Source organism: Streptomyces griseosporeus (genome assembly GCF_014656055.1).
Lineage (GTDB): Bacteria > Actinomycetota > Actinomycetes > Streptomycetales > Streptomycetaceae > Streptomyces > Streptomyces griseosporeus.
The window spans coordinates 274,817-295,927 of sequence record NZ_BNBR01000008.1 but is presented as its reverse complement, the minus strand read 5'-3'; the positions used below and the strand labels follow the sequence as shown (position 1 = coordinate 295,927).

Genomic DNA, 21,111 nt, shown 5'->3' with positions numbered 1-21,111 from the left:
ATCGTGGAGAACCTGATCGCGCTGCTCATCGCGGCGCCCCTGCTCGGAGCGGCCGTCCTGCTGGTCGGCGGCCGGCGGCTGGACGCCGTCGGCCACTGGCTCGGCGTCCTGCTGTCGACCGTCTCCTTCGTCCTCGGCCTCGTCCTCTTCTCCGACCTGCTCGGCAAGGGCGCCGAACACCGGACGCTGACACAGCACCTGTTCAGCTGGGTGCCGGTCGAGGGCTTCCAGGCGGACATCGCCTTCCGCCTGGACCAGCTGTCGATGACGTTCGTCCTGCTGATCACCGGCGTCGGCTCGCTCATCCACCTGTACTCGGTCGGGTACATGGAGCACGACGAGCGCCGCCGCCGCTTCTTCGGCTACCTCAACCTGTTCCTCGCGGCGATGCTGCTGCTCGTCCTCGCCGACAACTACCTGCTGCTGTACGTCGGCTGGGAGGGCGTCGGTCTCGCCTCCTACCTGCTCATCGGCTTCTGGCAGCACAAGCCCAGCGCGGCCACCGCGGCGAAGAAGGCCTTCCTGGTCAACCGCGTCGGCGACATGGGCCTGTCGATCGCCATCATGCTGATGTTCACCACCTTCGGCACGTTCGCCTTCGGCCCGGTCCTCGGCACGCACGCCGAGCCGGGCCTGGTCGGCGACACGTCCGAGGGCAAGCTCACCGCGATCGCGCTGATGCTGCTGCTCGCCGCCTGCGGCAAGTCCGCCCAGGTGCCGCTGCAGTCCTGGCTCGGGGACGCGATGGAGGGCCCGACCCCGGTCTCCGCCCTCATCCACGCCGCCACCATGGTGACCGCGGGCGTCTACCTGATCGTCCGCTCCGGGGCGATCTTCAACGCGGCGCCCGACGCACAGCTCGTCGTCACCGTCGTCGGCGCGGTCACGCTCCTGTTCGGTGCGATCGTCGGTTGCGCGAAGGACGACATCAAGAAGGCGCTGGCCGGCTCGACCATGTCGCAGATCGGCTACATGGTGCTGGCCGCGGGCCTCGGCCCGATCGGCTACGTCTTCGCGATCATGCATCTGGTGACGCACGGCTTCTTCAAGGCCGGGCTGTTCCTCGGCGCCGGTTCGGTCATGCACGGCATGAACGACGAGGTGGACATGCGCCGCTACGGCGGCCTGCGCAAGTACATGCCGGTCACCTTCGTCACCTTCGGCCTCGGCTACCTCGCCATCATCGGCTTCCCCGGCCTGTCCGGCTTCTTCTCCAAGGACAAGATCATCGAGGCGGCGTTCGCCAAGGGCGGCACCGAGGGCTGGATCCTCGGCGCGTGCGCCCTGCTCGGCGCGGCCATCACCGCCTTCTACATGACGCGCGTGATGCTGATGACGTTCTTCGGCGAGGAGCGCTGGCGCAACGCCCCGACGCCGTCCCCGGCCGAGCCCAGCGTCGAGCCCGCCGCCGAGACCCGCGGCGAGCACAGCGAGCCGCACCCGCACGAGTCCCCGAAGGTCATGACGGTCCCCATGATCGTGCTGGCCGTCGGATCGGTCTTCGGCGGCGCGTTCTTCAGCATCGGCGACCGCTTCCTGAACTGGCTGGAGCCCATCACCGGGCACAGCGAGGGCGACTCGCCGCTCAGCGCCGCGACGGTCACCGGCGCGACCATGGTGTGCCTCGTCATCGGCGTGGCCATCGCCTGGGCGCAGTACGGCCGCAAGCCCGTCCCGGCCGTCGCCCCGCGCGGCTCGCTGCTCACCCGGGCCGCCCGCCGCGACCTGCTCCAGGACGACTTCAACCACGTGGTCCTGGTCCGCGGCGGCGAGCACCTGACCCGGTCCCTGGTCTACGTCGACCACACCCTGGTCGACGGAGTCGTCAACGGCACGGCGGCCTCGATGGGCGGCCTGTCCGGACGACTGCGCCGGCTGCAGAACGGCTTCGCGCGGTCGTACGCGGTCTCCATGTTCGGCGGTGCGGCCCTGCTCATCGCCGCCACCCTGCTGATGAGGGCGGTCTGATACCGATGTCCTTTCCTCTGCTGACAGCGACGGCGGCGCTCCCGGCGGTCGGGGCGATCGCCACGGCCGCCGTGCCGGCCGCGCAGCGCACCGCCGCCAAGTGGCTGGCGCTGCTGTTCTCCCTCGCCACCCTCGCGCTCGCCGCCACGGTCGCGGTCCGCTTCGACCCCGGCGGCGACCGCTACCAGCTCACCGAATCCCACGCCTGGATCAAGGACTTCGGGGTGCGGTACGAGCTGGGCGTGGACGGCATCGGGGTGGCGCTCGTCGCGCTCACCGCCCTGCTGATCCCGTTCATCATCCTGGCGGGCTGGCACGACGCGGACCCGCTGGAGACCGGCAGCAAGCGCTGGCGGCCCACCCAGGGCTTCTTCGCGCTGATCCTCGCCGTCGAGGCGATGGTGATCCTCTCCTTCGAGGCCACCGACGTCTTCCTCTTCTACATCTTCTTCGAAGCCATGCTCATCCCGATGTACTTCCTCATCGGCGGCTTCGGAGACCGGGCCCACGAGCACGGCGAGCAGGCGGCGGCCACCCAGCGGTCGTACGCGGCGGTGAAGTTCCTGCTGTACAACCTGGTCGGCGGTCTGATCATGCTGGCCGCGGTGATCGGCCTGTACGTCGTCGCCGGGAACTTCTCCCTGGCGGAGATCGCCCAGGCGCGCGCCAACGGCACGCTCGACATGGCGACGAACACCGAACGCTGGCTGTTCCTCGGCTTCTTCTTCGCCTTCGCGGTGAAGGCGCCGCTGTGGCCGCTGCACACCTGGCTGCCCAACGCCATGCAGGAGTCCACCGCGCCGGTCGCCGTCCTCATCACCGCGGTCGTCGACAAGGTCGGCACCTTCGCGATGCTCCGCTTCTGCCTCCAGCTCTTCCCGGAGGCGAGCAAGTGGGCGACGCCGGTGATCCTGGTGCTGGCGGTCATCAGCATCATCTACGGCGCGCTGCTCGCGGTCGGCCAGCGGGACATCAAGCGCCTGGTGGCGTACGCGTCGATCTCCCACTTCGGCTTCATCATCCTGGGCATCTTCGCGATGACCAGCCAGGGCCAGTCCGGCGCGACGCTGTACATGGTCAACCACGGCATCTCGACGGCCGCGCTGATGCTGGTCGCCGGCTTCCTGATCTCCCGGCGCGGCTCGCGGCTCATCGCCGACTACGGCGGTGTGCAGAAGGTGGCACCGGTGCTCGCCGGCACCTTCCTGATCGGCGGTCTGGCGACGCTGTCGCTGCCGGGCCTCGCGCCGTTCGTCAGTGAGTTTCTGGTCCTGGTCGGCGCGTTCGCGCGCTACCCGGCCATCGGCATCATCGCCACCTTCGGCATCGTGCTCGCCGCGCTGTACACCCTCGTCCTGTACCAGCGGACGATGACCGGCCCGGTGAAGCCGGAGGTGTCCGCGATGCCCGACCTGAGGGTGCGCGAACTCGTCGTCGTCGCCCCGCTGGTCGTCCTGCTGATCTTCCTGGGCGTCTACCCGAAGCCCGTCACGGACATCGTCAACCCGGCGGTCAAGCAGACGCTGTCCGACGTACACAAGAAGGACCCCCGGCCCGAGGTGGAGGCGGCCAAGTGAGCACAGCAGCCGTCCACAGCCTGTGGACAACCGCGGCCGACCCGATCTCGAAGATCGACGCGCCGAAGATCGAATACGGGCAATTGTCGCCCACCCTGATCGTCGTGGGCGCCGCGATCATCGGGGTCCTCGTCGAGGCGTTCGTGCCGCGCAAGGCGCGCTACTACGCGCAGATGTTCGTCTCCGTCGTCGCGCTCGCCGCCGCGTTCGCCGCGGTCGTCGCCCTCGCGGCCGACGGATACGGCACGACCAAGGCCCGTATCGCGGCGATGGGCGCCATCGCCGTCGACGGACCGGCGCTCTTCCTGCAGGGCACCATCCTGCTGGCCGCGCTGGTCGGCCTGTTCACCTTCGCCGAGCGGCGTCTGGACCCGGAGGCGCACGGCCGGCCGGTGGACTCCTTCGCCGCGCAGGCCGCGTCCGTACCGGGCAGCGACAGCGAGAAGGCCGCGGTCAGGGCCGGGTTCACCACCACCGAGGTGTTCCCGCTGCTGCTGTTCGCCGTCGCGGGCATGCTGGTCTTCCCGGCGGCCAACGACCTGCTGACGCTCTTCGTCGCCCTGGAGGTCTTCTCGCTCCCGCTGTACCTGCTGTGCGCACTGGCCCGCCGCAAGCGGCTGATGTCGCAGGAGGCCGCGGTGAAGTACTTCCTGCTCGGCGCCTTCGCCTCCGCGTTCACCCTGTTCGGCATCGCCCTGCTGTACGGGTACGCGGGCTCGGTGTCGTACGCGACGATCGCGCACGTCGTCGACGGCACGGTGGCCGACGTCGACCCGGCCCTCGCCGACACCATGGGCAACGACGCGCTGCTGCTGATCGGCACCGCGATGCTGGTGATGGGCCTGCTGTTCAAGGTGGGCGCCGTGCCGTTCCACATGTGGACCCCGGACGTCTACCAGGGCGCGCCCACCCCCGTCACCGGCTTCATGGCGGCGGCGACCAAGGTGGCCGCCTTCGGCGCGCTGCTGCGCGTGCTGTACGTCATCCTGCCCGGCCTGCGCTGGGACTGGCGGCCCGTCATGTGGGGCGTCGCCATCGTCACGATGCTGGGCGGCGCGATCGTGGCGATCACGCAGACCGACATCAAGCGGCTGCTGGCGTACTCGTCGATCGCCCACGCCGGGTTCATCCTCGCGGGTGTCATCGCCACCACGCCGGACGGTGTCTCGTCGGTCCTCTTCTACCTGGCGGCGTACTCCTTCGTGACGATCGGCGCGTTCGCCGTGGTCACCCTGGTGCGCGACGCGGGCGGCGAGGCCACGCACCTGTCCAAGTGGGCGGGGCTGGGCCGTCGTTCGCCGCTGGTGGCGGCCGTGTTCGCGGTGTTCCTGCTGGCCTTCGCGGGCATTCCGCTCACCTCCGGCTTCGCCGGGAAGTTCGCCGTGTTCAAGGCGGCCGCCGAGGGCGGCGCGGCCCCGCTGGTCGTGGTCGGTGTGATCTCGTCGGCCATCGCGGCGTTCTTCTACATCCGGGTGATCGTGCTGATGTTCTTCAGCGAGCCCCGGCCCGAGGGGCCGACGGTCGCCGTGCCGTCGCCGCTGACCATGACGGCCATCGGGGTCGGCGTGGCGGTCACGCTGGTGCTCGGTGTGGCGCCGCAGTACTTCCTGGACCTGGCGGGCCAGGCGGGGGTGTTCGTGCGCTGACCTGCCCGCGTTGGCGCACGCCGCGGACCCGGTTCCCTTGGGGGGAGCCGGGTCCGTCGTGTGCCGGGGGACCGCCGCGGCTCAAAGCAGCGAGTCGAGCAGCGTGTCCAGACCGGCCAGACCGGTCAGGCCGTCGAGATCGATCAGCTCGTCCAGCTTGCCGAGGTCGAGGAAGGCACCCAGATCGTCCAGCTTGCCGAGGTCGAGCACGCCGTCCGTGCTGCCGGCGTCGGCAGCGGTGCTCGTGTCGGCGGTGCCGGCGTCCGTCGCGCTCGTGCCCGTGGTGCCCGTGTCCGCGGTGCTCGGGGCGGCCGGGTCCGGCGACACGGTCACCGCCGAGGGGCAGGCCAGCGTGGTGTTCCACGGCGTGAACATCCCGGACGGGTTGTCCTCGTAGATCCACGCCATCAGGGTGTAGTGGCCGGGCAGCACGTCCTTGGTGAACGTCTCACCGAACAGCTCCGGCGCGGCCTGCCCGGTGTCCTTGACCACCCACTCCACCGCGGCGAGGTCGCGTGAGCCGTCGTCGTCCGACGTGTACACGAGGCCCGCCGGCTTCGCCGGGTCCAGCGAGCCGACGTTCGCGGCGTTGAAGTAGTGGTAGCCCATCCCGCCCTTCTGCCCGTCGGTGACACAGGTGTCGGAACGCGTGAACCCGGCGGGGGAGGCGAGCGGCTCGTAGGCGAAGCGTGCCGTGGCCGCGTAGACCTTGCCCAGCTCGGTCCAGGCGACCGCGTCGGGGTCGGGCGCGGCGTACGCCGGCGCCGCGGACAGACAGAGGGCTGCGGTCGCCGCCAGGGTGACGGCGGCCTTGAGGGGCCGAGGGGACATCGGGACTCCTTGGGCGAGAGGGGGGACATCGAGGGCGGGGACGGGCCGCGGGTCTGCCCTGTCCCGCCGGATCAGCATGTCCACGCCGCCCATACGCCCGCACGGTGACGCAGTCCATTCGAATGACCACCGAACGTGAACACCCGAACGGGAGGACGGGACCTGTGGATAACTCCGGGGCTGTCAGTCGGGGCCCCTATCGTGGAGGCAGTGGTCGAGGGACGACGTACGGGGGACACGACGATGGGCGGGACGGGCGGTATCGGTGTGATGCCAAGCACGAGCCAGGCGCCGGACGAGAGCGCGGCGGCGGGCGCGGCCGCGAGCGAGGCGCTGGCCACGCTGCACCGGGTCTTCGGATACGAGGCCTTCCGCGGCGAGCAGGAAGCCGTCATCGAGCATGTGGTGGCCGGCGGCGACGCCGTGGTGCTGATGCCGACCGGCGGCGGCAAATCGCTGTGCTACCAGATCCCGGCCCTGGTCAGACCGGGCACGGGCGTCGTGGTCTCGCCGCTCATCGCGCTCATGCAGGACCAGGTGGACGCGCTGCGGGCCCTGGGCGTGCGGGCCGGGTTCATGAACTCCACGCAGGACTTCGACGAGCGGCGCACGGTCGAGGCCGAGTTCCTCGCCGGTGAGCTTGACCTGCTCTATCTCGCGCCGGAGCGGCTGCGGCTCGACGCCACGCTGGACCTGCTCTCCCGCGGGAAGATCTCGGTCTTCGCGATCGACGAGGCGCACTGCGTGTCCCAGTGGGGCCACGACTTCCGGCCCGACTACCTCACCCTGTCGCTGCTCGGCCGGCGCTGGCCGGACGTGCCGCGCATCGCGCTGACCGCGACCGCGACCCATGCGACGCACCGGGAGATCACCGAGCGGCTGGACATGCCGACGGCCCGCCACTTCGTGGCGAGCTTCGACCGGCCGAACATCCAGTACCGGATCGTGTCCAAGGCGGACCCGAAGAAGCAGCTGCTGAGCTTCCTGCGGGAGGAGCACCCGGGCGACGCGGGCATCGTCTACTGCCTGTCGCGCAACTCGGTGGAGAAGACGGCCGAGTTCCTCAGCAGCAACGGCATCGAGGCGGTGCCCTACCACGCCGGCCTGGACGCGGGGACGCGCGCGGCGCACCAGTCCCGGTTCCTGCGGGAGGACGGCCTGGTCGTGGTGGCGACCATCGCCTTCGGCATGGGCATCGACAAGCCCGACGTCCGCTTCGTCGCCCACCTCGACCTGCCGAAGTCCGTCGAGGGCTACTACCAGGAGACGGGCCGCGCCGGACGCGACGGACTGCCGTCGACCGCCTGGATGGCCTACGGCCTCAACGACGTCATCCAGCAGCGCAAGCTGATCCAGTCCGGCGAGGGCGACGAGGCGTTCCAGCGGCGCGCCCAGGCCCACCTGGACGCGATGCTCGCGCTGTGCGAGACCGTCCAGTGCCGCCGCGGGCAACTGCTGGCCTACTTCGGGCAGGAGCCCGACCCGTCGGGCTGCGGCAACTGCGACACCTGCCTGACCCCGCCGGAGACCTGGGACGGCACGGTCGCGGCGCAGAAGGTGCTGTCGACGGTGGTGCGGCTGCAGCGGGAGCGCGGGCAGAAGTTCGGCGCCGTGCAGATCGTCGACATCCTGCTGGGCAAGCGCACCGGCAAGGTCATCCAGTTCGACCACGACCAGCTGTCGGTGTTCGGCATCGGCCAGGAGCTGACCGAGGGCGAGTGGCGGGGCGTGATCCGCCAGCTGCTGGCCCAGGGCCTGCTCGCCGTCGAGGGGGAGTACGGCACGCTCGTGCTGACCGACGCCAGCGCCTCGGTGCTGCGGCGGGAGCGGGAGGTGCCGCTGAGGAAGGAGCCGAAGCGGGCGCCCGCGCAGCGCACGGGATCCGGCGGCTCCTCGGGTGCCGGACGCAAGGGCAAGACGGCCGTCGCGGCCGAGCTGCCCGAGCACCTGCTCCCCGCCTTCGAGGCCCTGCGCGGCTGGCGTGCCGAGCAGGCGCGGGAACAGGGCGTCCCGGCGTACGTCATCTTCCACGACGCCACGCTGCGGGAGATCGCCCTGGTGTGGCCCACGTCGGTGCGGGAGCTGGGCGGCGTCGGCGGGGTGGGGGAGAAGAAGCTCGCGACGTACGGGGAGGGCGTGCTGAAGGTACTGGCCGAGCTGGGTGGACCGCCCGGACCGGCCGGTGCGGACCCGGCGGGCGCAGACGCGGCGGGCGGGGGCCGGGACGCTGAGCCCGGACCCGACGACTGGCCCGAGATGGACGCCGAGCCGGAGCCCGACATCTGGGCGTAGACCGGTCGGCGCCCGTCGGTCATGCGCCGGTCAGCTCAGGGCCGTCAGCCCCGGCGCGAAGGTGATCAGCAGCGGCAGCAGCGGTACCAGCGCCGCGACCGTCGTCGTCAGGGCGCGGCGCCGGCGGCCCAGGCGGGGCGGGGGTTCGAGGAGGCGGTCGACCCGTTCGCCGAGCAGGCGGTGGCTGGAGTCGCAGGACAGGACACCGCGGTGCTGGTTCAGCTCGATCAGGGCGAGCGCCGTGGTGAGGTGGCCGCAGCGCCGGGAGGCCGTGTCGTCGGCGGCCAGTTCGACCAGGCGGTGCGTCTGGTCGCAGAAGTGGGCGAAGAGGGGGACACGGGGGAAGCCGGTGGCCAGGGCGGTGGACAGGTGCAGCAGCCAGTCGTGGTGGGCGCGGGCATGGCCGCGCTCGTGGGTGAGGACCGCGTCGAGCTGGTGGGCGGTCAGGCGGTGCAGCGCACCGGTGGTGACGATCAGCTGGGGCGGATGGCCGGGCAGCCACCAGGCGTCGGGATACTCGTCCTCCAGCACCAGCAGCGGACCGCGCCCGGCCGGAAGCCCCGCGGGCAGGTCGGGGGCGCGCTCGCGCAGCTGGGCGCGGGTCTGGCCGCGGCGCCTGCGGGCCTCGACCAGCTCCCGGGCGAGCATCGCCCCGGTCCAGGCCGCACCGCAGGCCAGCAGCACGGTGAGGACGGCCGCCCAGGTCGGCGCGGCGGACAGGTCGTACGCCTCGGTGACGGCGCGCGGGGCGGGCGCGAAGACCTGCGCGCGGACCGTGTGGAAGACCGCGGCTGCGCCCAGCACCAGCGCCGTCAGGCAGCACAGCAGGACGGTGGCGACCAGGCACTGCCACACCCACAGCGCGACGACCGGTTCCCGTTCGGGCCAGGCGGCCCGGGTCAGCGCGCGCGGGGCCGGGACGGCGGCGGTCAGGGCGACGGCGCTCAGCAGGAGCAGGCAGACGGTCATGCCACAGGCTCCGGATCCTGATCGGAAGGCGACGGTACGGGGGCGTGCGGGCGGTGGTGCGGCGCGGGCCGGCGGCGGGTGCGTCGTGCGGGACGGTGCGGTGGACCGCCGGCGGCAGGTGCGGGGTGCGGAGCGCACCCGCCGCCAGTATGACGGGCCACGGCCGGGGCGTCAGCCCGCCACGACGCGGCCCGTCACCTCGCCGAGGCCCACCCGGGCGCCGCCCGGGCCGGGCGCCCAGGCCGACAGGGTCACCACGTCGCCGTCCTCCAGGAAGGTCCGCTTGCCGTCGGGGAGTTCGAGCGGGTCGCGGCCGTTCCAGGTCAGCTCCAGCAGGGAGCCGCGCTGGCGCTCCTCGGGGCCGCTGACCGTGCCGGAGCCGTAGAGGTCGCCGGTGCGCAGGGAGGCGCCGTTCACCGTCATGTGGGCCAGCTGCTGGGCGGCCGTCCAGTACATGGTGGAGAACGGCGGCTCGGAGACGACGTGGCCGTTGATCGCGACGGAGATCCGCAGGTCGTAGCCGCCGGGCTCGTCGGCCGAGTCGTCCAGGTAGGGCAGCAGCGGGTGGGTGCGCTCCGGGGGCGCGACGCGGGCGTCCTCCAGCGCCTCCAGCGGGGTGATCCAGGCCGACACCGACGTGGCGAAGGACTTGCCGAGGAAGGGGCCGAGCGGGACGTACTCCCAGGCCTGGATGTCACGGGCCGACCAGTCGTTGAGCAGGCACAGGCCGAAGACGTGCTCACGGAAGTCGCCGAGCGGCACGGGCGTGCCGAGCGGCGAGGGCACGCCGACGACGAAGCCGACCTCGGCCTCGATGTCCAGCCGGACCGACGGGCCGAAGACGGGCGCCGGGTCGGTGGGCGCCTTGCGCTGGCCCGAGGGCCGCACGACGTCCGTGCCGGAGACCACGACGGTGCCGGAGCGGCCGTGGTAACCGATCGGGAGGTGCTTCCAGTTGGGGGTGAGGGAGTCCGCCGCGTCGGGGCGGAAGATCTGGCCGACGTTCCGGGCGTGGTTCTCGGAGGCGTAGAAGTCGACGTAGTCCGCGACCTCGAAGGGCAGGTGCAGCGTGACCGAGGACAGGGGGTGGAAGAGGGGTTCGACGACCTCCCGGTGGGAGGGCACCGTCACCCAGGCGGTCAGGGCGCGCCGGACGTCCGACCAGGCGGTGCGGCCCGCGGCCAGCAGCGGGTTGAGCGTGGGATGCGCGAGCAGGGCGGCGTAGGGGGAGTCGAGCGCCAGCGCCGCGGCGCCGGCGTCGAGCACGTGGTCGCCGAGCCGTACGCCGACCCTCCGCTCGGCGGGCGCCTCCGCGGTGGAGAAGACGCCGTAGGGAAGGTTGTGCACACCGAAGGGGTCGCCCTCGGGGACGTCGAAGGGGGGCATGCGGTGCAGCCTCGCTTTCGTGCACGTCGGACACGGCGGGGACGCCGTGTGGTCCATGTGGTTGCGGCACACGTTACGGCCGGGCCACCCGTCTTGGGCAGTGCCTAAAGAGTTTGCAATGTCTGATTTGCCCTTGTCGGAGGTGGCAATTCCGGCTTAGCGTCCTTTGCGGGGAACACGGACCGGGGACATCCGTTCCGCAGGGGGGACATGTGGGGGGACCCGTGACGAGGCGTGCCAGAAGTGTGCCTGTCGAGGCGGACCGCGAGGTGCCGGGCCTGATCGTCAAGTTCGGCGACTACCCGCTGCACCACGGCGGGGTCGGCGCGATCCGCAGCCTGGGCCGCCTGGGGGTGCCCATGTACGCGGTCACCGAGGACCGGTACACGCCGGCCGCCGCCTCCCGCTACCTCACCAGGGCTTTTCCCTGGCGGACGACGGGCACGGAGGAGCCGGAGGCCCTGGTGGAGGGGCTGCTGCGGATCGGCCGCCGGATCGGCCGGCTCGCGGTGCTCATCCCCACCGACGAGGAGGCCGCGGTGCTGATCGCCGAGCACCAGGAGGCGCTCGGCGGCCGCTTCCTCTTCCCCCGCGTCGACCCGCTCCTGCCCCGCCGGCTGGCCAGCAAGCAGGGCCTGCACGACCTGTGCGTGGAGCACGGCATCGCCAGCCCGGCGGCGGCCTTCCCGCAGTCGTACGAGGACATCGCCGCGTTCGCCGAGAAGGCCCGCTTCCCGGTGGTGGCGAAGAACCGGGAGGCGTTCCTGCGGCGCTCGCGGCCCGCGGTGAACGGCACCACCCGCATCGCCACCCGCGAAGGCCTGCTCAGCCTGGCCCGCGACTGGGGCGAGCACCCCGGGGTGATCCTCCAGGAGTACCTGCCCAGGGAGGACGCCGAGGACTGGATCGTGCACGCCTACTTCGACCGGGACTCCACACCGCTGGCGATGTTCACCGGCGTGAAGGTCCGCTCCTGGCCGCCGCACGCGGGCATGACCGCCAACGCCTACGTCGTCGACAACCCGGAACTCGCGGACCTCGCCGCGCGTTTCATCAAACAGATCGGCTTCACCGGCGTCATCGACCTCGACCTGCGCTTCGACCGGCGCGACGGACAGTACAAGCTCCTCGACTTCAACCCGCGCATGGGCGCCCAGTTCCGGCTCTTCGAGAACGAGTCGGGGGTGGACGTCGTCCGCGCCCTGCACCTCGACCTGACGGGGCGCCCGGTCCCCGAGGGGGAACAGCGGGCCGGCCACCGCTACATCGTGGAGAACATCGACCTGCCCGCCCTGCTCGCCTACCGCCGCAGCGGCTACACGACGCCGCACGCGCCGGCCCGGCCCAGCGGGACGGAACTGGCCTGGCTCGCGGGTGACGACCCGCTGCCGTTCCTCACGATGCTCGCGCGCTTCGTGCGGCCGGGCGCGAAGCATCTCTACCAGCTGTGGCGGGCCAACCGCCGCGGCGGCCATACCGGTTCGGGCGCCTGACGCCGCGACCGCGCGGGCCCGCCGGGCCCGAGCCGGCCACGAAGTGACGGTGTGACGTCTCTGGGGAGGGACTTCGTGATCCAACCGGTAGCAGTCATCGGCGCGGGCCCGTTCGGCCTGTCCACCGCCGCCCATCTGCGGGCACGCGGTATCCCGGTGCGTGTCTTCGGCGAGCCCATGGTCAGCTGGCGCGGCCACATGCCCGACGGGATGCTGCTCAAGTCGACCCCCGCCGCCTCCAGCATCGACGCCCCGCAGCCCGGGCACACGCTCGCCGACTACTGCGACGCCGCGGGGCTGCGGCGGCTCGTCACGGACGAGGACATCATCCCCGTGGAGACCTTCATCGGGTACGGGGAGTGGTTCCAGCAGAAACTCGTGCCCGAGCTGGAGCGGGTCCGGGTGGTCTCCGTCGACCGGGCGACCGGCGGGTCAGGCTTCGAACTGAAGCTGGACTCGGGCGAGTTGTTCACCGCGCGGGCGGTCGTGGTGGCGACCGGCCTGTCGGGCCTCGCGCATCTGCCCGCCGAGCTGGCGGCCGCCGCCCCGGACGGGCCGAGCCCCACCGGGCCGCTCTCGCACAGCAGCCAGCACCCCGACCTGGGCCGGTTCTCCGGCCGCGAGCTGATCGTCGTCGGCGCCGGCCAGTCCGCCCTGGAGACCGCAGTGCTGGCCGCGGAGGCGGGCGCCCGGGTGCGGGTCGTCGCCCGCGGACGGGGCAGGGTCGCCTTCGGCGCACCTCCCTGGCGGCAGCCGAGGCTGCGCCCCGAGTCGCCCTTCGGCCGCGCCTGGTCGCTGTGGGCGTTCAGCTACTACCCGCACCCCTACCGCTACCTCCCGGCCGACCTGCGCCACTACCTCGTCCGCCGGGTCCTCGGCCCGCTCGGCGCCTGGTGGCTGCGTGCCCGCTTCGAGGGCAACGTGCAGGTCAGCGAGGTGGAGCGGATCGTGCGGGCCGAGACGGCCGGCGACCGTACGGCGCTCACGGTGCGCACCCACGCGGGCGGCGGGCGGGAGCTGACCGCCGATCACGTCATCGCCGCGACGGGCTACCGGGTGGACATCGCCGCGATGGACTTCCTCGGCCACGAACTGCGCACCGAGCTGGCGGTCAGCCGCGGCACCCCGAGGCTCGGCGCTGGCTATGTGTCGTCGGTGCCGGGCCTCTACTTCACGGGGCTGCCGGCGGCGGCGTCGTACGGGCCGGTGATGCGGTTCGTGTGCGGCACGGAGTTCGCCTCGCCCCGGCTGGCCGGGCACCTGGCGGCGGCGCACGGGGGGTGAGGCGACGGCCGCGGCGGCGGGCCGGCACCGGGGCCGTCCGCGGTCACGGAGCGCGGTGAACGGGCGGGGTGTGGTGTCCGTATTCTCTGATCATGGCCGCACCCACCGCATATTCACTCGTCGCGACGGACCTGGACGGAACGCTGCTGCGCGGGGACGACACCCTCTCCGACCGGTCCCTCGCCGCGCTCGCGCGGGTGGCGGCGGCCGGCGCCCGTCACCTCGTGGTGACGGGCCGGCCGGCGCCCCGGGTACGGCCGCTCCTTGAGGACCTCGGCAGCACCGGGCTCGCGGTGTGCGGGCAGGGCGCGCAGGTGTACGACGCCGGCGCGGACCGGCTGCTGTGGTCGGTCACGCTGGACCGGGAGCTGGCCGAGACCGCGCTCGGCAAGATCGAGGCGGAGGTCGGGCAGGTGTACGCCGCGGTCGACCAGGACGGCGTCGACGGGCTCACCCTGATCGAGCCCGGCTACCTGATGCCCCACCCGACCCTGCCCGCGGTCCGGGTCGGGCGGCGCGACGACCTGTGGGGCGAGCCCATCAGCAAGGTGCTGCTGCGCCACCCCGAGCTGTCGGACGACGAGTTGGCGGCGACGGCCCGGTCCGTGGTGGGCTCCCTCGCCACGGTCACGATGTCCGGGCCGGGGACGGTGGAGCTCCAGCCGTGCGGCGTCACCAAGGCGACCGGGCTGGCGCTGGCCGCCGAGCACCTCGGGCTGCGCCCGGACCGCGCGCTGGCCTTCGGGGACATGCCCAACGACATCCCCATGTTCCGCTGGGCGGTCCACGGGGTGGCCATGGCCAACGCGCACCCGGAGCTGAAGGCGGTGGCCGACGAGATCACCCTGTCGAACGAGGACGACGGCGTGGCCGCCGTCCTCGAGCGGCTGTTCCCGTAGGGGGCCCGGGTGAGCCCGTCGGGGTCAGTAGGCCCCGAAGACGTTGTCGATGGAGCCGTAGCGGGCGGCCGCGTAGTTGCAGGCGGCGGTGATGTTGGCGACCGGGTCGTACGGGTCGAACGACGTGCCGGGCACGTGGTACGCGGCGAAGGTGGGGTCGATCACCTGGAGCAGGCCCTTGGAGGGGGTGCCGGCGACGGCGTTGGAGTCCCACAGGTTGATGGCGAGCGGGTTGCCGGACGACTCGCGCATGATGTTGCGGTAGATGCCGTCGTAGCTGCCCGGGATGTGCCGCTCGGCCATGATCGCGAGGGACTCGCGGATCCAGCCGTCGAGGTTGTTGGGGTAGCCGGCGAGCGTCGTCGCCGCGGTGGACGTGGTCGACGCGGGCGCGGCGGTGGCCGCGGAGGCGCTGCTCGCGCCGAGGAGCGGCAGGGCGAGGACGGCGGCGCCCGTGCCGGCGACGGCGAGGGTGCGGGCCAGCCGGGACGTGCGGGTCCGGCGGTGCGGGGCGGCAGCGGGCATGGCGGAAGAAGCAGGCATGGCGAAGTTCCTCTCCGACGCCTGCGAGGTGAGCTGTCGGGTTCGGGCGGGGAGGTGCCCGGCCGGGCCGCTCGTGGGCGGCCGGCTTCACCCCTAGCCGGGCCGTACGTCCGCGGACGTGCGGATGTACGGGCCGGCGCTTACCTGGGTCCCCCGCTCCTGCCGTGCGTGGATGCGTCCGTGGGTGGTGGAACGGGCGGCGGCAGGATTCGGCGTCCGCCCGACAGGCCGGGAACGTATGCGAGAGCACATGCCGGGAACAAGTGCCTGATTCCTGCATCACCGCCGGTGAGCATGATCGGAGCCGCTCGCTCGCGCTTGATCGTTTGCTGCTGCCAAGACGACAAGTGGCTGGTGAGAGCTGTGCGGCGGATGTGGGGAGGGAAGGCGGTGAAGGGGCGGGGAGGCCGTTCGAGTGAGTCACCTCACCTTGATCGACAAACGGGGGTGAAACGGGTGAATGGCCCAAGTCGGTGTCGACGGGTGCGGGTTGCCACTCCGGCGCTGGTTGTTACCCTTGGGTAAGTCGATAAATATTCCTCCTTATCAACCGATCAAGAACATAACGGGCGTGATCCGATACCGCCTGGCCTGTAACCGTGGGGGCTATCGGTGATCGAAACGTGACCGGATACGCTGACTTGAGTGAGGGCAGCGACCTATCGACAAACCGTGTAATCGCCAACAGACACCAGCAGACAGGAGACCCCTCGTGACCGTCGTCGGGCCGTTCGGGCTGAGCGTGCGGGACCAGGCTCTGGAAGCCGATGTCCAGGCCGGATTGGCGGCTGTCGAGGAAGGGCTGCTCGAGGCCACCAAGAGCGAGGTTCCCTTCATCACGGAGGCCGCGCAGCACCTGGTGCGGGCCGGCGGGAAGCGGTTCCGGCCGCTGCTCGTGATGCTCGCCGCGCAGTTCGGTGATCCGTACGCGCCGGGTGTCGTGCCGTCGGCCGTGGTCGTGGAGCTGACCCACCTCGCCACGCTGTACCACGACGACGTCATGGACGAGGCCGCCGTACGGCGCGGGGTGCCCAGCGCGAACACGCGGTGGGGGAACTCCGTGGCCGTCCTGACCGGCGACTTCCTCTTCGCGCGGGCCTCGCAGATCCTGGCCGACCTCGGCCCCGAGGCGGTGCGGGTGCAGGCGCTGGCGTTCGAGCGGCTGGTCACCGGGCAGATCCTGGAGACGGCCGGGCCGCAGGACGGGCGGGACCCGGTCGAGCACTACCTGGACGTGCTGAGCGGCAAGACCGGGTCGCTGGTGGCCGTGTCCTGCCGGTTCGGGGCGATGATGTCCGGCGCCGACGAGACGGTCGTGGACGTCCTGACGCAGTACGGCGAGCGGCTGGGCGTCGCCTTCCAGCTGGCCGACGACGTGCTCGACATCGCGAGCGACTCCCACGAGTCCGGGAAGACGCCCGGCACCGACCTGCGCGAGGGCATCCCGACGCTGCCGGTGCTGCGGCTGCGGGAGCGGGCGGCGCGGCTGGGGCTGGCCGAGGACGTCGCGCTGTGCGAGCTGCTGGACTCCGACCTCAGTGACGACACGCGGCACGCGGAGGCGCTGGCCGCGCTGCGGGCGCACCCGGCGCTGGAGCAGGCGCGCCGGGACACGGTGCGGTACGCGGAGGAGGCGCGGGCCGCGCTGGTGCCGCTGGCGGAGTGCGATGCGAAGGTCGCGCTGATGGAGCTGTGCGATGCGGTGGTGCATCGGGCGGGCTGAGGGGGTGCCCCCGGCTCGGGGGCGCCGCCGCGGGGCTCCGCCCCGGACCCCGTTCTGCCACCCGCCCACCCGACTCGGTGGGTCGAGAAGTGACCCTCACCCGGGGCTCCGCCCCGGACCCCGGCGGGGGCTTCGCCCCCCGCGCCCCCAGGGCGCCTTCCGCCCCCTGCGCCACCTCCCACCCCCACCCCGCCCCGTGCGCCCCCTCCCCACCCCCTGACTCCCCCTCAACCCGCCCATCCCCTACTGGATGGGGGACCCGACAGGCCTCCGTGTCATACCGGAGCAGTACGTGGAGTTGAGTCCCCGGGTTGACGAATCCTCCTGGCCGATTTGGTCAGATGGTGCATGCGGAAAGACACCAGACTTCACCGGTTCGGGTGAGAATGGCGGCTTGGTGGGATCCCGGCGCTACGGCGTGAGACGGACGGACAGCCGCCGCCGACAACGGAGGTAAGGCACACATGGCACCGTACGAATCCGACGACAGCACGGCCGGCGCCGACCCGAGGGCAGGGCGGCGCAAGGCATCGCGGTATGTCGTCCCGGTCGCGGTGGTGGGGGTGGCGGCGGCGACGATCGGCATCGTCCCCGCGCTCGCCGACTCCGGTGACCCCGACCTGCCCGAGATCAGCGCACAGCAGCTCATCGAGAAGATCGCCGCGTCGGACGTGCAGCAGCTGTCCGGCACCGTGAAGATCAGCACGGACCTCGGTCTGCCCGACCTCGGCGGCCTGGAGAAGAGCCTGGGCTCCGGCTTCGGCGGGGCGGGGGCGGGCGCGCGTTCCGGTTCCGAGGGCTCCGCCGCCGACCCGTCGGCCAAGATGACCGAGCTGGTGACCGGTTCGCACACCCTGCGGGTCGCCACCGACGGGCCGGACCGGCAGAAGGTCTCGCTCCTGGAGGACGCCGCCGAGTACAGCCTCATCCACAACGGCAAGGACATCTGGGGCTACGACAGCAGGTCCAACGAGGTCTACCACGCCACCGCCGACGACCGGCACCCCGCAGGAAAGGACGCTGAACTTCCCGCCACCCCGCGCGACTTCGCCGAGGAGGCCCTGAAGTCGGTCGACGACACGACCTCGGTCACGGTCGACGGCACGGTCCACGTCGCCGGCCGCGACGCCTACAAGCTGCTGATCAAGCCTAGGCAGTCGGGCACCACCGTCGGCGCGATCAGCATCGCCGTGGACGCGAAGACCGGGATGCCGCTGAAGTTCACGCTCACGCCGGCCGGCGGCGGCGCGGCCGTCGTCGACGCCGGCTTCACCAAGGTCGGCTTCGGCAAGCCGGACGCCTCCACCTTCGACTTCACCCCGCCCAAGGGCGCGAAGGTCACCGAGGACGAGGACATGCCGGGCAAGGACCTTCCCGGCAAGAACCTCCCCGGCAAGGACGCCCCAGGCGAGATCCCGGGCAAGGGCGATCTCGGCAAGGGACTCGACGGACTCAAGGTCATCGGCAAGGGCTGGAACACCGTCGCCACCTTCGACACCGGCGGCCAGGGCATCCCCTCCGGCTCCGAGGTCGGCGGTGACCTCGGCGGCTTCCTCGACTCCCTCGGCGACCACGTCAGCGGCAAGTTCGGCTCCGGCACGGTCTTCTCCACCCGCCTGGTCAACGCCCTCGTCACCGACGACGGCAAGGTCTACGTCGGTACGGTGGACAAGGACACCCTCGTCCGCACCGCCGACGCCGGGTAACAGCCCACCGAACACCGGGAGTCGACAGTCCATGGGCCATCCCTCCGCCGCGCGGACCGACGCGCCCGACCCGGTCATCCGCACCCGCGCCCTCACCAAGCGCTACCGCGGCGGACAGCTCGCCGTGGACGGTCTCGACCTGACCGTCCCGGCGGGCAGCGTCTTCGGGTTCCTCGGGCCCAACGGCTCCGGCAAGACCACCACCATCCGCATGCTGATGGGCCTGATCGAGCCGACCTCCGGCTCGGCGCGGGTCCTCGGGCATCCCATGCCGCGCGCCTCCCGCGCCGTACTGCCCCAGGTCGGCGCGCTCATCGAAGGGCCCGCGCTGTACGGCTTCCTGTCCGGCCGGGACAACCTGCTGCGGTACGACGCCGCCGACCCGACCGCCGACCCGCGCACCCGGCGTGCGCGGGTCGCGGCGGCGTTGGAGCGGGTGGGGCTGACGGCGGCGGCGGGGAAGAAGGCGAAGGCGTACTCGCTGGGCATGAAGCAGCGGCTCGGCCTCGCCGCGGCGCTGCTCCAGCCGCGTCGGCTGCTCGTCCTGGACGAGCCGACCAACGGGCTCGACCCGCAGGGCATGCGGGAGATCCGCACCCTGATCCGGGAGCTGGCCGCCGACGGCACCACCGTGTTCCTCTCCTCCCACCTCCTCGACGAGATCGAGCAGGTGTGCAGCCACGCTGCGGTCATGGCGCAGGGGCGGCTCCTCACGCAGGGCGCGGTCGCCGACCTGGCGGCGCGGGCCCGCGGGCGGCTGGTGGTGACCACGCCGGACACGGCGGACGCGGCCCGCGTACTGAAGGAGCAGGGCGTCGGGGACGTCGTGACGGCCGAGGACCAGGTGTCCGGGGATCCGCCCGACCGCGAACTCGCCGAGCTGACAGCCGCGTTGGTGGCGGCCGGCGTCCGGGTGCGCGGCTTCGGGGTGGAACGGGCGTCGCTGGAGGACGCGTTCGTGGCGCTGACGGGGGAGGGGTTCGATGTCGCGGGCTGACCGTGCTGCCGCCGACACCGCTGCGGCCGACACCGCTGTTGCCGACACTGCTGCGGCCTACACCGCTGCCGTGGACACACCGGGGCAGGGCGGCGCGGCCCGCGCCCCCAGCCCGCTGTGGACCCTCGGACTCTTCCGCAGCGAGCTGGTCGTCACGCTGCGGCGCTGGCGTACCCTCGCCCTGCTCGGGGTGCTGGCCGCCGTACCCGTACTGGTCGGGATCGCGGTGAAGATCGAGACCCGGGACGGCTCCGGAGCCGGCGGTGGGGGCGGCGAGGGGCCTGCGTTCATCTCGCAGGTCACCAACAACGGGCTGTTCCTGGTCTTCACGGCCCTGGCGGCGACCCTGCCGTTCTTCCTGCCGATGGCGATCGGCGTGATCGCCGGGGACGCGATCGCCGGCGAGGCGAACGCGGGCACCCTGCGCTATCTGCTGGTCGCCCCGGCCGGACGCACCCGTCTGCTGCTCGCCAAGTACGCGACGACGATGGCGTTCTGCCTGCTGGCCACGCTCGTCGTCGCCGCGTCGGCGCTCGCCGTGGGCGCCCTGCTCTTCCCGCTCGGCGACCTCACCACCATCTCCGGCACCCGGATCGGCTTCGCCGAAGGCCTCGGCCGGGCCCTGCTCATCGCGCTGGTCGTCGCCGCGTCACTGACCGGCGTCGCCGCGCTCGGCCTGTTCGTGTCCACCCTCACCGGCAGCGGGATCGCGGCGATGGCGACGACCGTGGGCCTGCTGATCACCGTGCAGATCCTGGACCAGATCCCGCAGCTGCACGCCGTACAGCCGTACCTCTTCTCCCACTACTGGCTGTCCTTCGCGGACCTGATGCGCGAGCCCCTGTACTGGGACGAGGTGCGCAAGAACCTCGGCCTCCAGGCCCTGTACGCGGCCGTGTTCGGATCGGCGGCCTGGGCACGGTTCGCCGCGAAGGACATCACCTCTTGAGCCATGTCAGCTCATGAGTCGCCGTCGGCCTCGTACGGGAAGCGGGCGAGCGGCGCTTCCTGCGCGAAGAACGTCTTCGCCCGGGCCAGCGCCTCCGCGTCCTTCTCGACGTCACCGGGCTTGCTGCCGTTGCCCAGCAGTACGCCGCCGAACCGCATGCCCATGTAGGCGGCCGAGTTGGAGAGCGTGCCGATCAGCGGGTCGGCGACCTCCTGCTCCTCGTGCGCCAGCGCGGTGACGCCCCACAGGGTGCGCCCGGCCATCCGCGCCTTGAAGTCGAGGCCGGGGGTGCGCAGCCAGCCGGACCAGTGGTCGAGGTAGCGCTTGGCCTGCGCGGACACCGAGTACCAGTACAGCGGCGAGGCGATCACGATGTCGGTCGCCGCGAGCGTGGCGTCCAGGAGGAGGGCGGTGGTGCCCTCGGTGGGGCGGACGTGGTCGCTGTCGTGCCGCAGGTCGGCGAAGTCGGGCAGCAGGTGCTCGGTGAGGCTCAGCCACTCCTGCTCCACGTCGCTCGGCAGCTGCTCGGCGGCCCGGCGGGCCAGCAGCTCGGTGTTGCCCTCACTGCGGCTGCTGGCCAGCAGGAACAGGAAGCGGCGGTTCATGGGGTCCCCCAGTCGACGGGCGTACGGCGATTAACTGCACCTGCATTATATGCAGACGCATGAAGATCGTGGGGGTGTGGTCTCAGGACAGGTGCGTGCGCGCGGTCGGGACGAGTCTGTGACGCTGCGGTGACGCCGCCGACGGGAGTGAGCGGCGAGACTCAACAGTACGGACGGCAGCAGGTTTTCGATGTCGGACGTACGAACGACCATGGCCGGCTGCGGCGGTGGGGAGAGGCGCGG

16 protein-coding genes and 1 riboswitch are annotated in these 21,111 nt (G+C 71.9%); of the genes, 11 read left to right on the top strand and 5 right to left on the bottom strand.

Annotated elements, in window-relative coordinates:
- The first annotated feature begins 3 nt into the window (after window positions 1–3).
- The 3 genes from nuoL to nuoN are packed head-to-tail and all read left to right on the top strand — an operon-like array spanning window position 4 to window position 5,191.
- Entirely contained in the window at window positions 4–1,968 is a 1,965-nt protein-coding gene (nuoL, locus tag IE308_RS32765) for an NADH-quinone oxidoreductase subunit L (protein ID WP_190220662.1), read from the top strand.
- 5 nt (window positions 1,969–1,973) lie between these two features.
- Entirely contained in the window at window positions 1,974–3,545 is a 1,572-nt protein-coding gene (locus IE308_RS32760) for an NADH-quinone oxidoreductase subunit M (RefSeq protein WP_190220661.1), read from the top strand.
- Window positions 3,542–5,191 carry an NADH-quinone oxidoreductase subunit NuoN gene (nuoN, locus tag IE308_RS32755; RefSeq protein ID WP_110629736.1) on the top strand — a complete coding sequence of 550 codons (1,650 nt, stop codon included), beginning with the start codon at window positions 3,542–3,544 and terminating at the stop codon, window positions 5,189–5,191. Before IE308_RS32760 ends, nuoN begins: the two co-directional genes overlap by 4 nt.
- Window positions 5,192–5,272: 81 nt before the next feature.
- Here nuoN and IE308_RS32750 read toward each other — a convergent pair whose 3' ends face one another.
- A complete protein-coding gene (locus IE308_RS32750; protein ID WP_190220660.1) occupies window positions 5,273–6,022 on the bottom strand; it encodes a hypothetical protein in 750 nt (249 codons plus the stop codon).
- Window positions 6,023–6,265: 243 nt separating this feature from the next.
- On the opposite strand from IE308_RS32750, the gene recQ reads away from it, so the two are divergent.
- A complete protein-coding gene (gene recQ / locus IE308_RS32745) occupies window positions 6,266–8,314 on the top strand; it encodes a DNA helicase RecQ (protein ID WP_190220756.1) in 2,049 nt (682 codons plus the stop codon).
- 30 nt (window positions 8,315–8,344) lie between these two features.
- Here the strand turns inward: recQ and IE308_RS32740 are convergent, their stop codons facing one another.
- On the bottom strand, window positions 8,345–9,283 hold the full coding sequence (locus IE308_RS32740; protein ID WP_190220659.1) for a M56 family metallopeptidase: 939 nt from the start codon (window positions 9,281–9,283) through the stop codon (window positions 8,345–8,347).
- Window positions 9,284–9,454: 171 nt separating this feature from the next.
- Entirely contained in the window at window positions 9,455–10,669 is a 1,215-nt protein-coding gene (gene fahA / locus IE308_RS32735) for a fumarylacetoacetase (RefSeq protein WP_190220658.1), read from the bottom strand.
- Window positions 10,670–10,914: 245 nt separating this feature from the next.
- Between fahA and IE308_RS32730 the strand changes: the two genes are divergently transcribed.
- The 3 genes from IE308_RS32730 (at window position 10,915) to IE308_RS32720 (ending at window position 14,345) form a co-directional block, all read left to right on the top strand.
- Window positions 10,915–12,162 carry a carboxylate--amine ligase gene (locus tag IE308_RS32730; RefSeq protein WP_110629740.1) on the top strand — a complete coding sequence of 416 codons (1,248 nt, stop codon included), beginning with the start codon at window positions 10,915–10,917 and terminating at the stop codon, window positions 12,160–12,162.
- Window positions 12,163–12,237: 75 nt separating this feature from the next.
- Window positions 12,238–13,446: an FAD-dependent oxidoreductase gene (locus IE308_RS32725; protein WP_190220657.1), complete on the top strand. Its 1,209-nt coding sequence runs from the start codon at window positions 12,238–12,240 to the stop codon at window positions 13,444–13,446.
- Between the two features lie 92 nt (window positions 13,447–13,538).
- Window positions 13,539–14,345 carry an HAD family hydrolase gene (locus IE308_RS32720; RefSeq protein ID WP_190220656.1) on the top strand — a complete coding sequence of 269 codons (807 nt, stop codon included), beginning with the start codon at window positions 13,539–13,541 and terminating at the stop codon, window positions 14,343–14,345.
- Window positions 14,346–14,369: 24 nt separating this feature from the next.
- On the opposite strand, the gene IE308_RS32715 is transcribed toward IE308_RS32720, so the two are convergent.
- Window positions 14,370–14,870, bottom strand: coding sequence for a transglycosylase SLT domain-containing protein (locus IE308_RS32715; RefSeq protein WP_110629743.1), 501 nt, complete (start codon window positions 14,868–14,870; stop codon window positions 14,370–14,372).
- 21 nt (window positions 14,871–14,891) lie between these two features.
- Window positions 14,892–15,078, bottom strand: a riboswitch (cyclic di-AMP (ydaO/yuaA leader).
- 522 nt (window positions 15,079–15,600) lie between these two features.
- Between IE308_RS32715 and IE308_RS32710 the strand changes: the two genes are divergently transcribed.
- From IE308_RS32710 to IE308_RS32695, 4 genes are all read left to right on the top strand, one after another.
- A complete protein-coding gene (locus tag IE308_RS32710) occupies window positions 15,601–16,611 on the top strand; it encodes a polyprenyl synthetase family protein (protein ID WP_190220655.1) in 1,011 nt (336 codons plus the stop codon).
- Between the two features lie 464 nt (window positions 16,612–17,075).
- On the top strand, window positions 17,076–18,317 hold the full coding sequence (locus IE308_RS32705; protein ID WP_190220654.1) for a LolA family protein: 1,242 nt from the start codon (window positions 17,076–17,078) through the stop codon (window positions 18,315–18,317).
- 31 nt (window positions 18,318–18,348) lie between these two features.
- On the top strand, window positions 18,349–19,314 hold the full coding sequence (locus tag IE308_RS32700) for an ABC transporter ATP-binding protein (RefSeq protein ID WP_110629746.1): 966 nt from the start codon (window positions 18,349–18,351) through the stop codon (window positions 19,312–19,314).
- The gene (locus IE308_RS32695) at window positions 19,301–20,263 is read left to right on the top strand and encodes an ABC transporter permease (protein ID WP_373314653.1); all 963 of its coding nucleotides are present in this window, start codon (window positions 19,301–19,303) and stop codon (window positions 20,261–20,263) included. The genes IE308_RS32700 and IE308_RS32695 overlap by 14 nt, the downstream gene beginning before the upstream one ends.
- An 11-nt stretch (window positions 20,264–20,274) precedes the next feature.
- On the opposite strand, the gene IE308_RS32690 is transcribed toward IE308_RS32695, so the two are convergent.
- Window positions 20,275–20,868, bottom strand: coding sequence for a flavodoxin family protein (locus IE308_RS32690; RefSeq protein ID WP_190220652.1), 594 nt, complete (start codon window positions 20,866–20,868; stop codon window positions 20,275–20,277).
- Window positions 20,869–21,111 lie beyond the last annotated feature (243 nt).

Bases quoted from the DNA above. Each gene is read 5' to 3' on its own strand.
- IE308_RS32760 (WP_190220661.1), top strand. From the start codon at position 1,974: ATGTCCTTTCCTCTGCTGACAGCGACGGCGGCGCTCCCGGCGGTCGGG.
- IE308_RS32750 (WP_190220660.1), bottom strand. From the start codon at position 6,022: ATGTCCCCTCGGCCCCTCAAGGCCGCCGTCACCCTGGCGGCGACCGCA.
- recQ (WP_190220756.1), top strand. From the start codon at position 6,266: ATGGGCGGGACGGGCGGTATCGGTGTGATGCCAAGCACGAGCCAGGCG.
- IE308_RS32740 (WP_190220659.1), bottom strand. From the start codon at position 9,283: ATGACCGTCTGCCTGCTCCTGCTGAGCGCCGTCGCCCTGACCGCCGCC.
- fahA (WP_190220658.1), bottom strand. From the start codon at position 10,669: ATGCCCCCCTTCGACGTCCCCGAGGGCGACCCCTTCGGTGTGCACAAC.
- IE308_RS32720 (WP_190220656.1), top strand. From the start codon at position 13,539: ATGGCCGCACCCACCGCATATTCACTCGTCGCGACGGACCTGGACGGA.
- IE308_RS32715 (WP_110629743.1), bottom strand. From the start codon at position 14,870: ATGCCCGCTGCCGCCCCGCACCGCCGGACCCGCACGTCCCGGCTGGCC.
- IE308_RS32705 (WP_190220654.1), top strand. From the start codon at position 17,076: ATGGCACCGTACGAATCCGACGACAGCACGGCCGGCGCCGACCCGAGG.
- IE308_RS32700 (WP_110629746.1), top strand. From the start codon at position 18,349: ATGGGCCATCCCTCCGCCGCGCGGACCGACGCGCCCGACCCGGTCATC.
- IE308_RS32695 (WP_373314653.1), top strand. From the start codon at position 19,301: ATGTCGCGGGCTGACCGTGCTGCCGCCGACACCGCTGCGGCCGACACC.
- IE308_RS32690 (WP_190220652.1), bottom strand. From the start codon at position 20,868: ATGAACCGCCGCTTCCTGTTCCTGCTGGCCAGCAGCCGCAGTGAGGGC.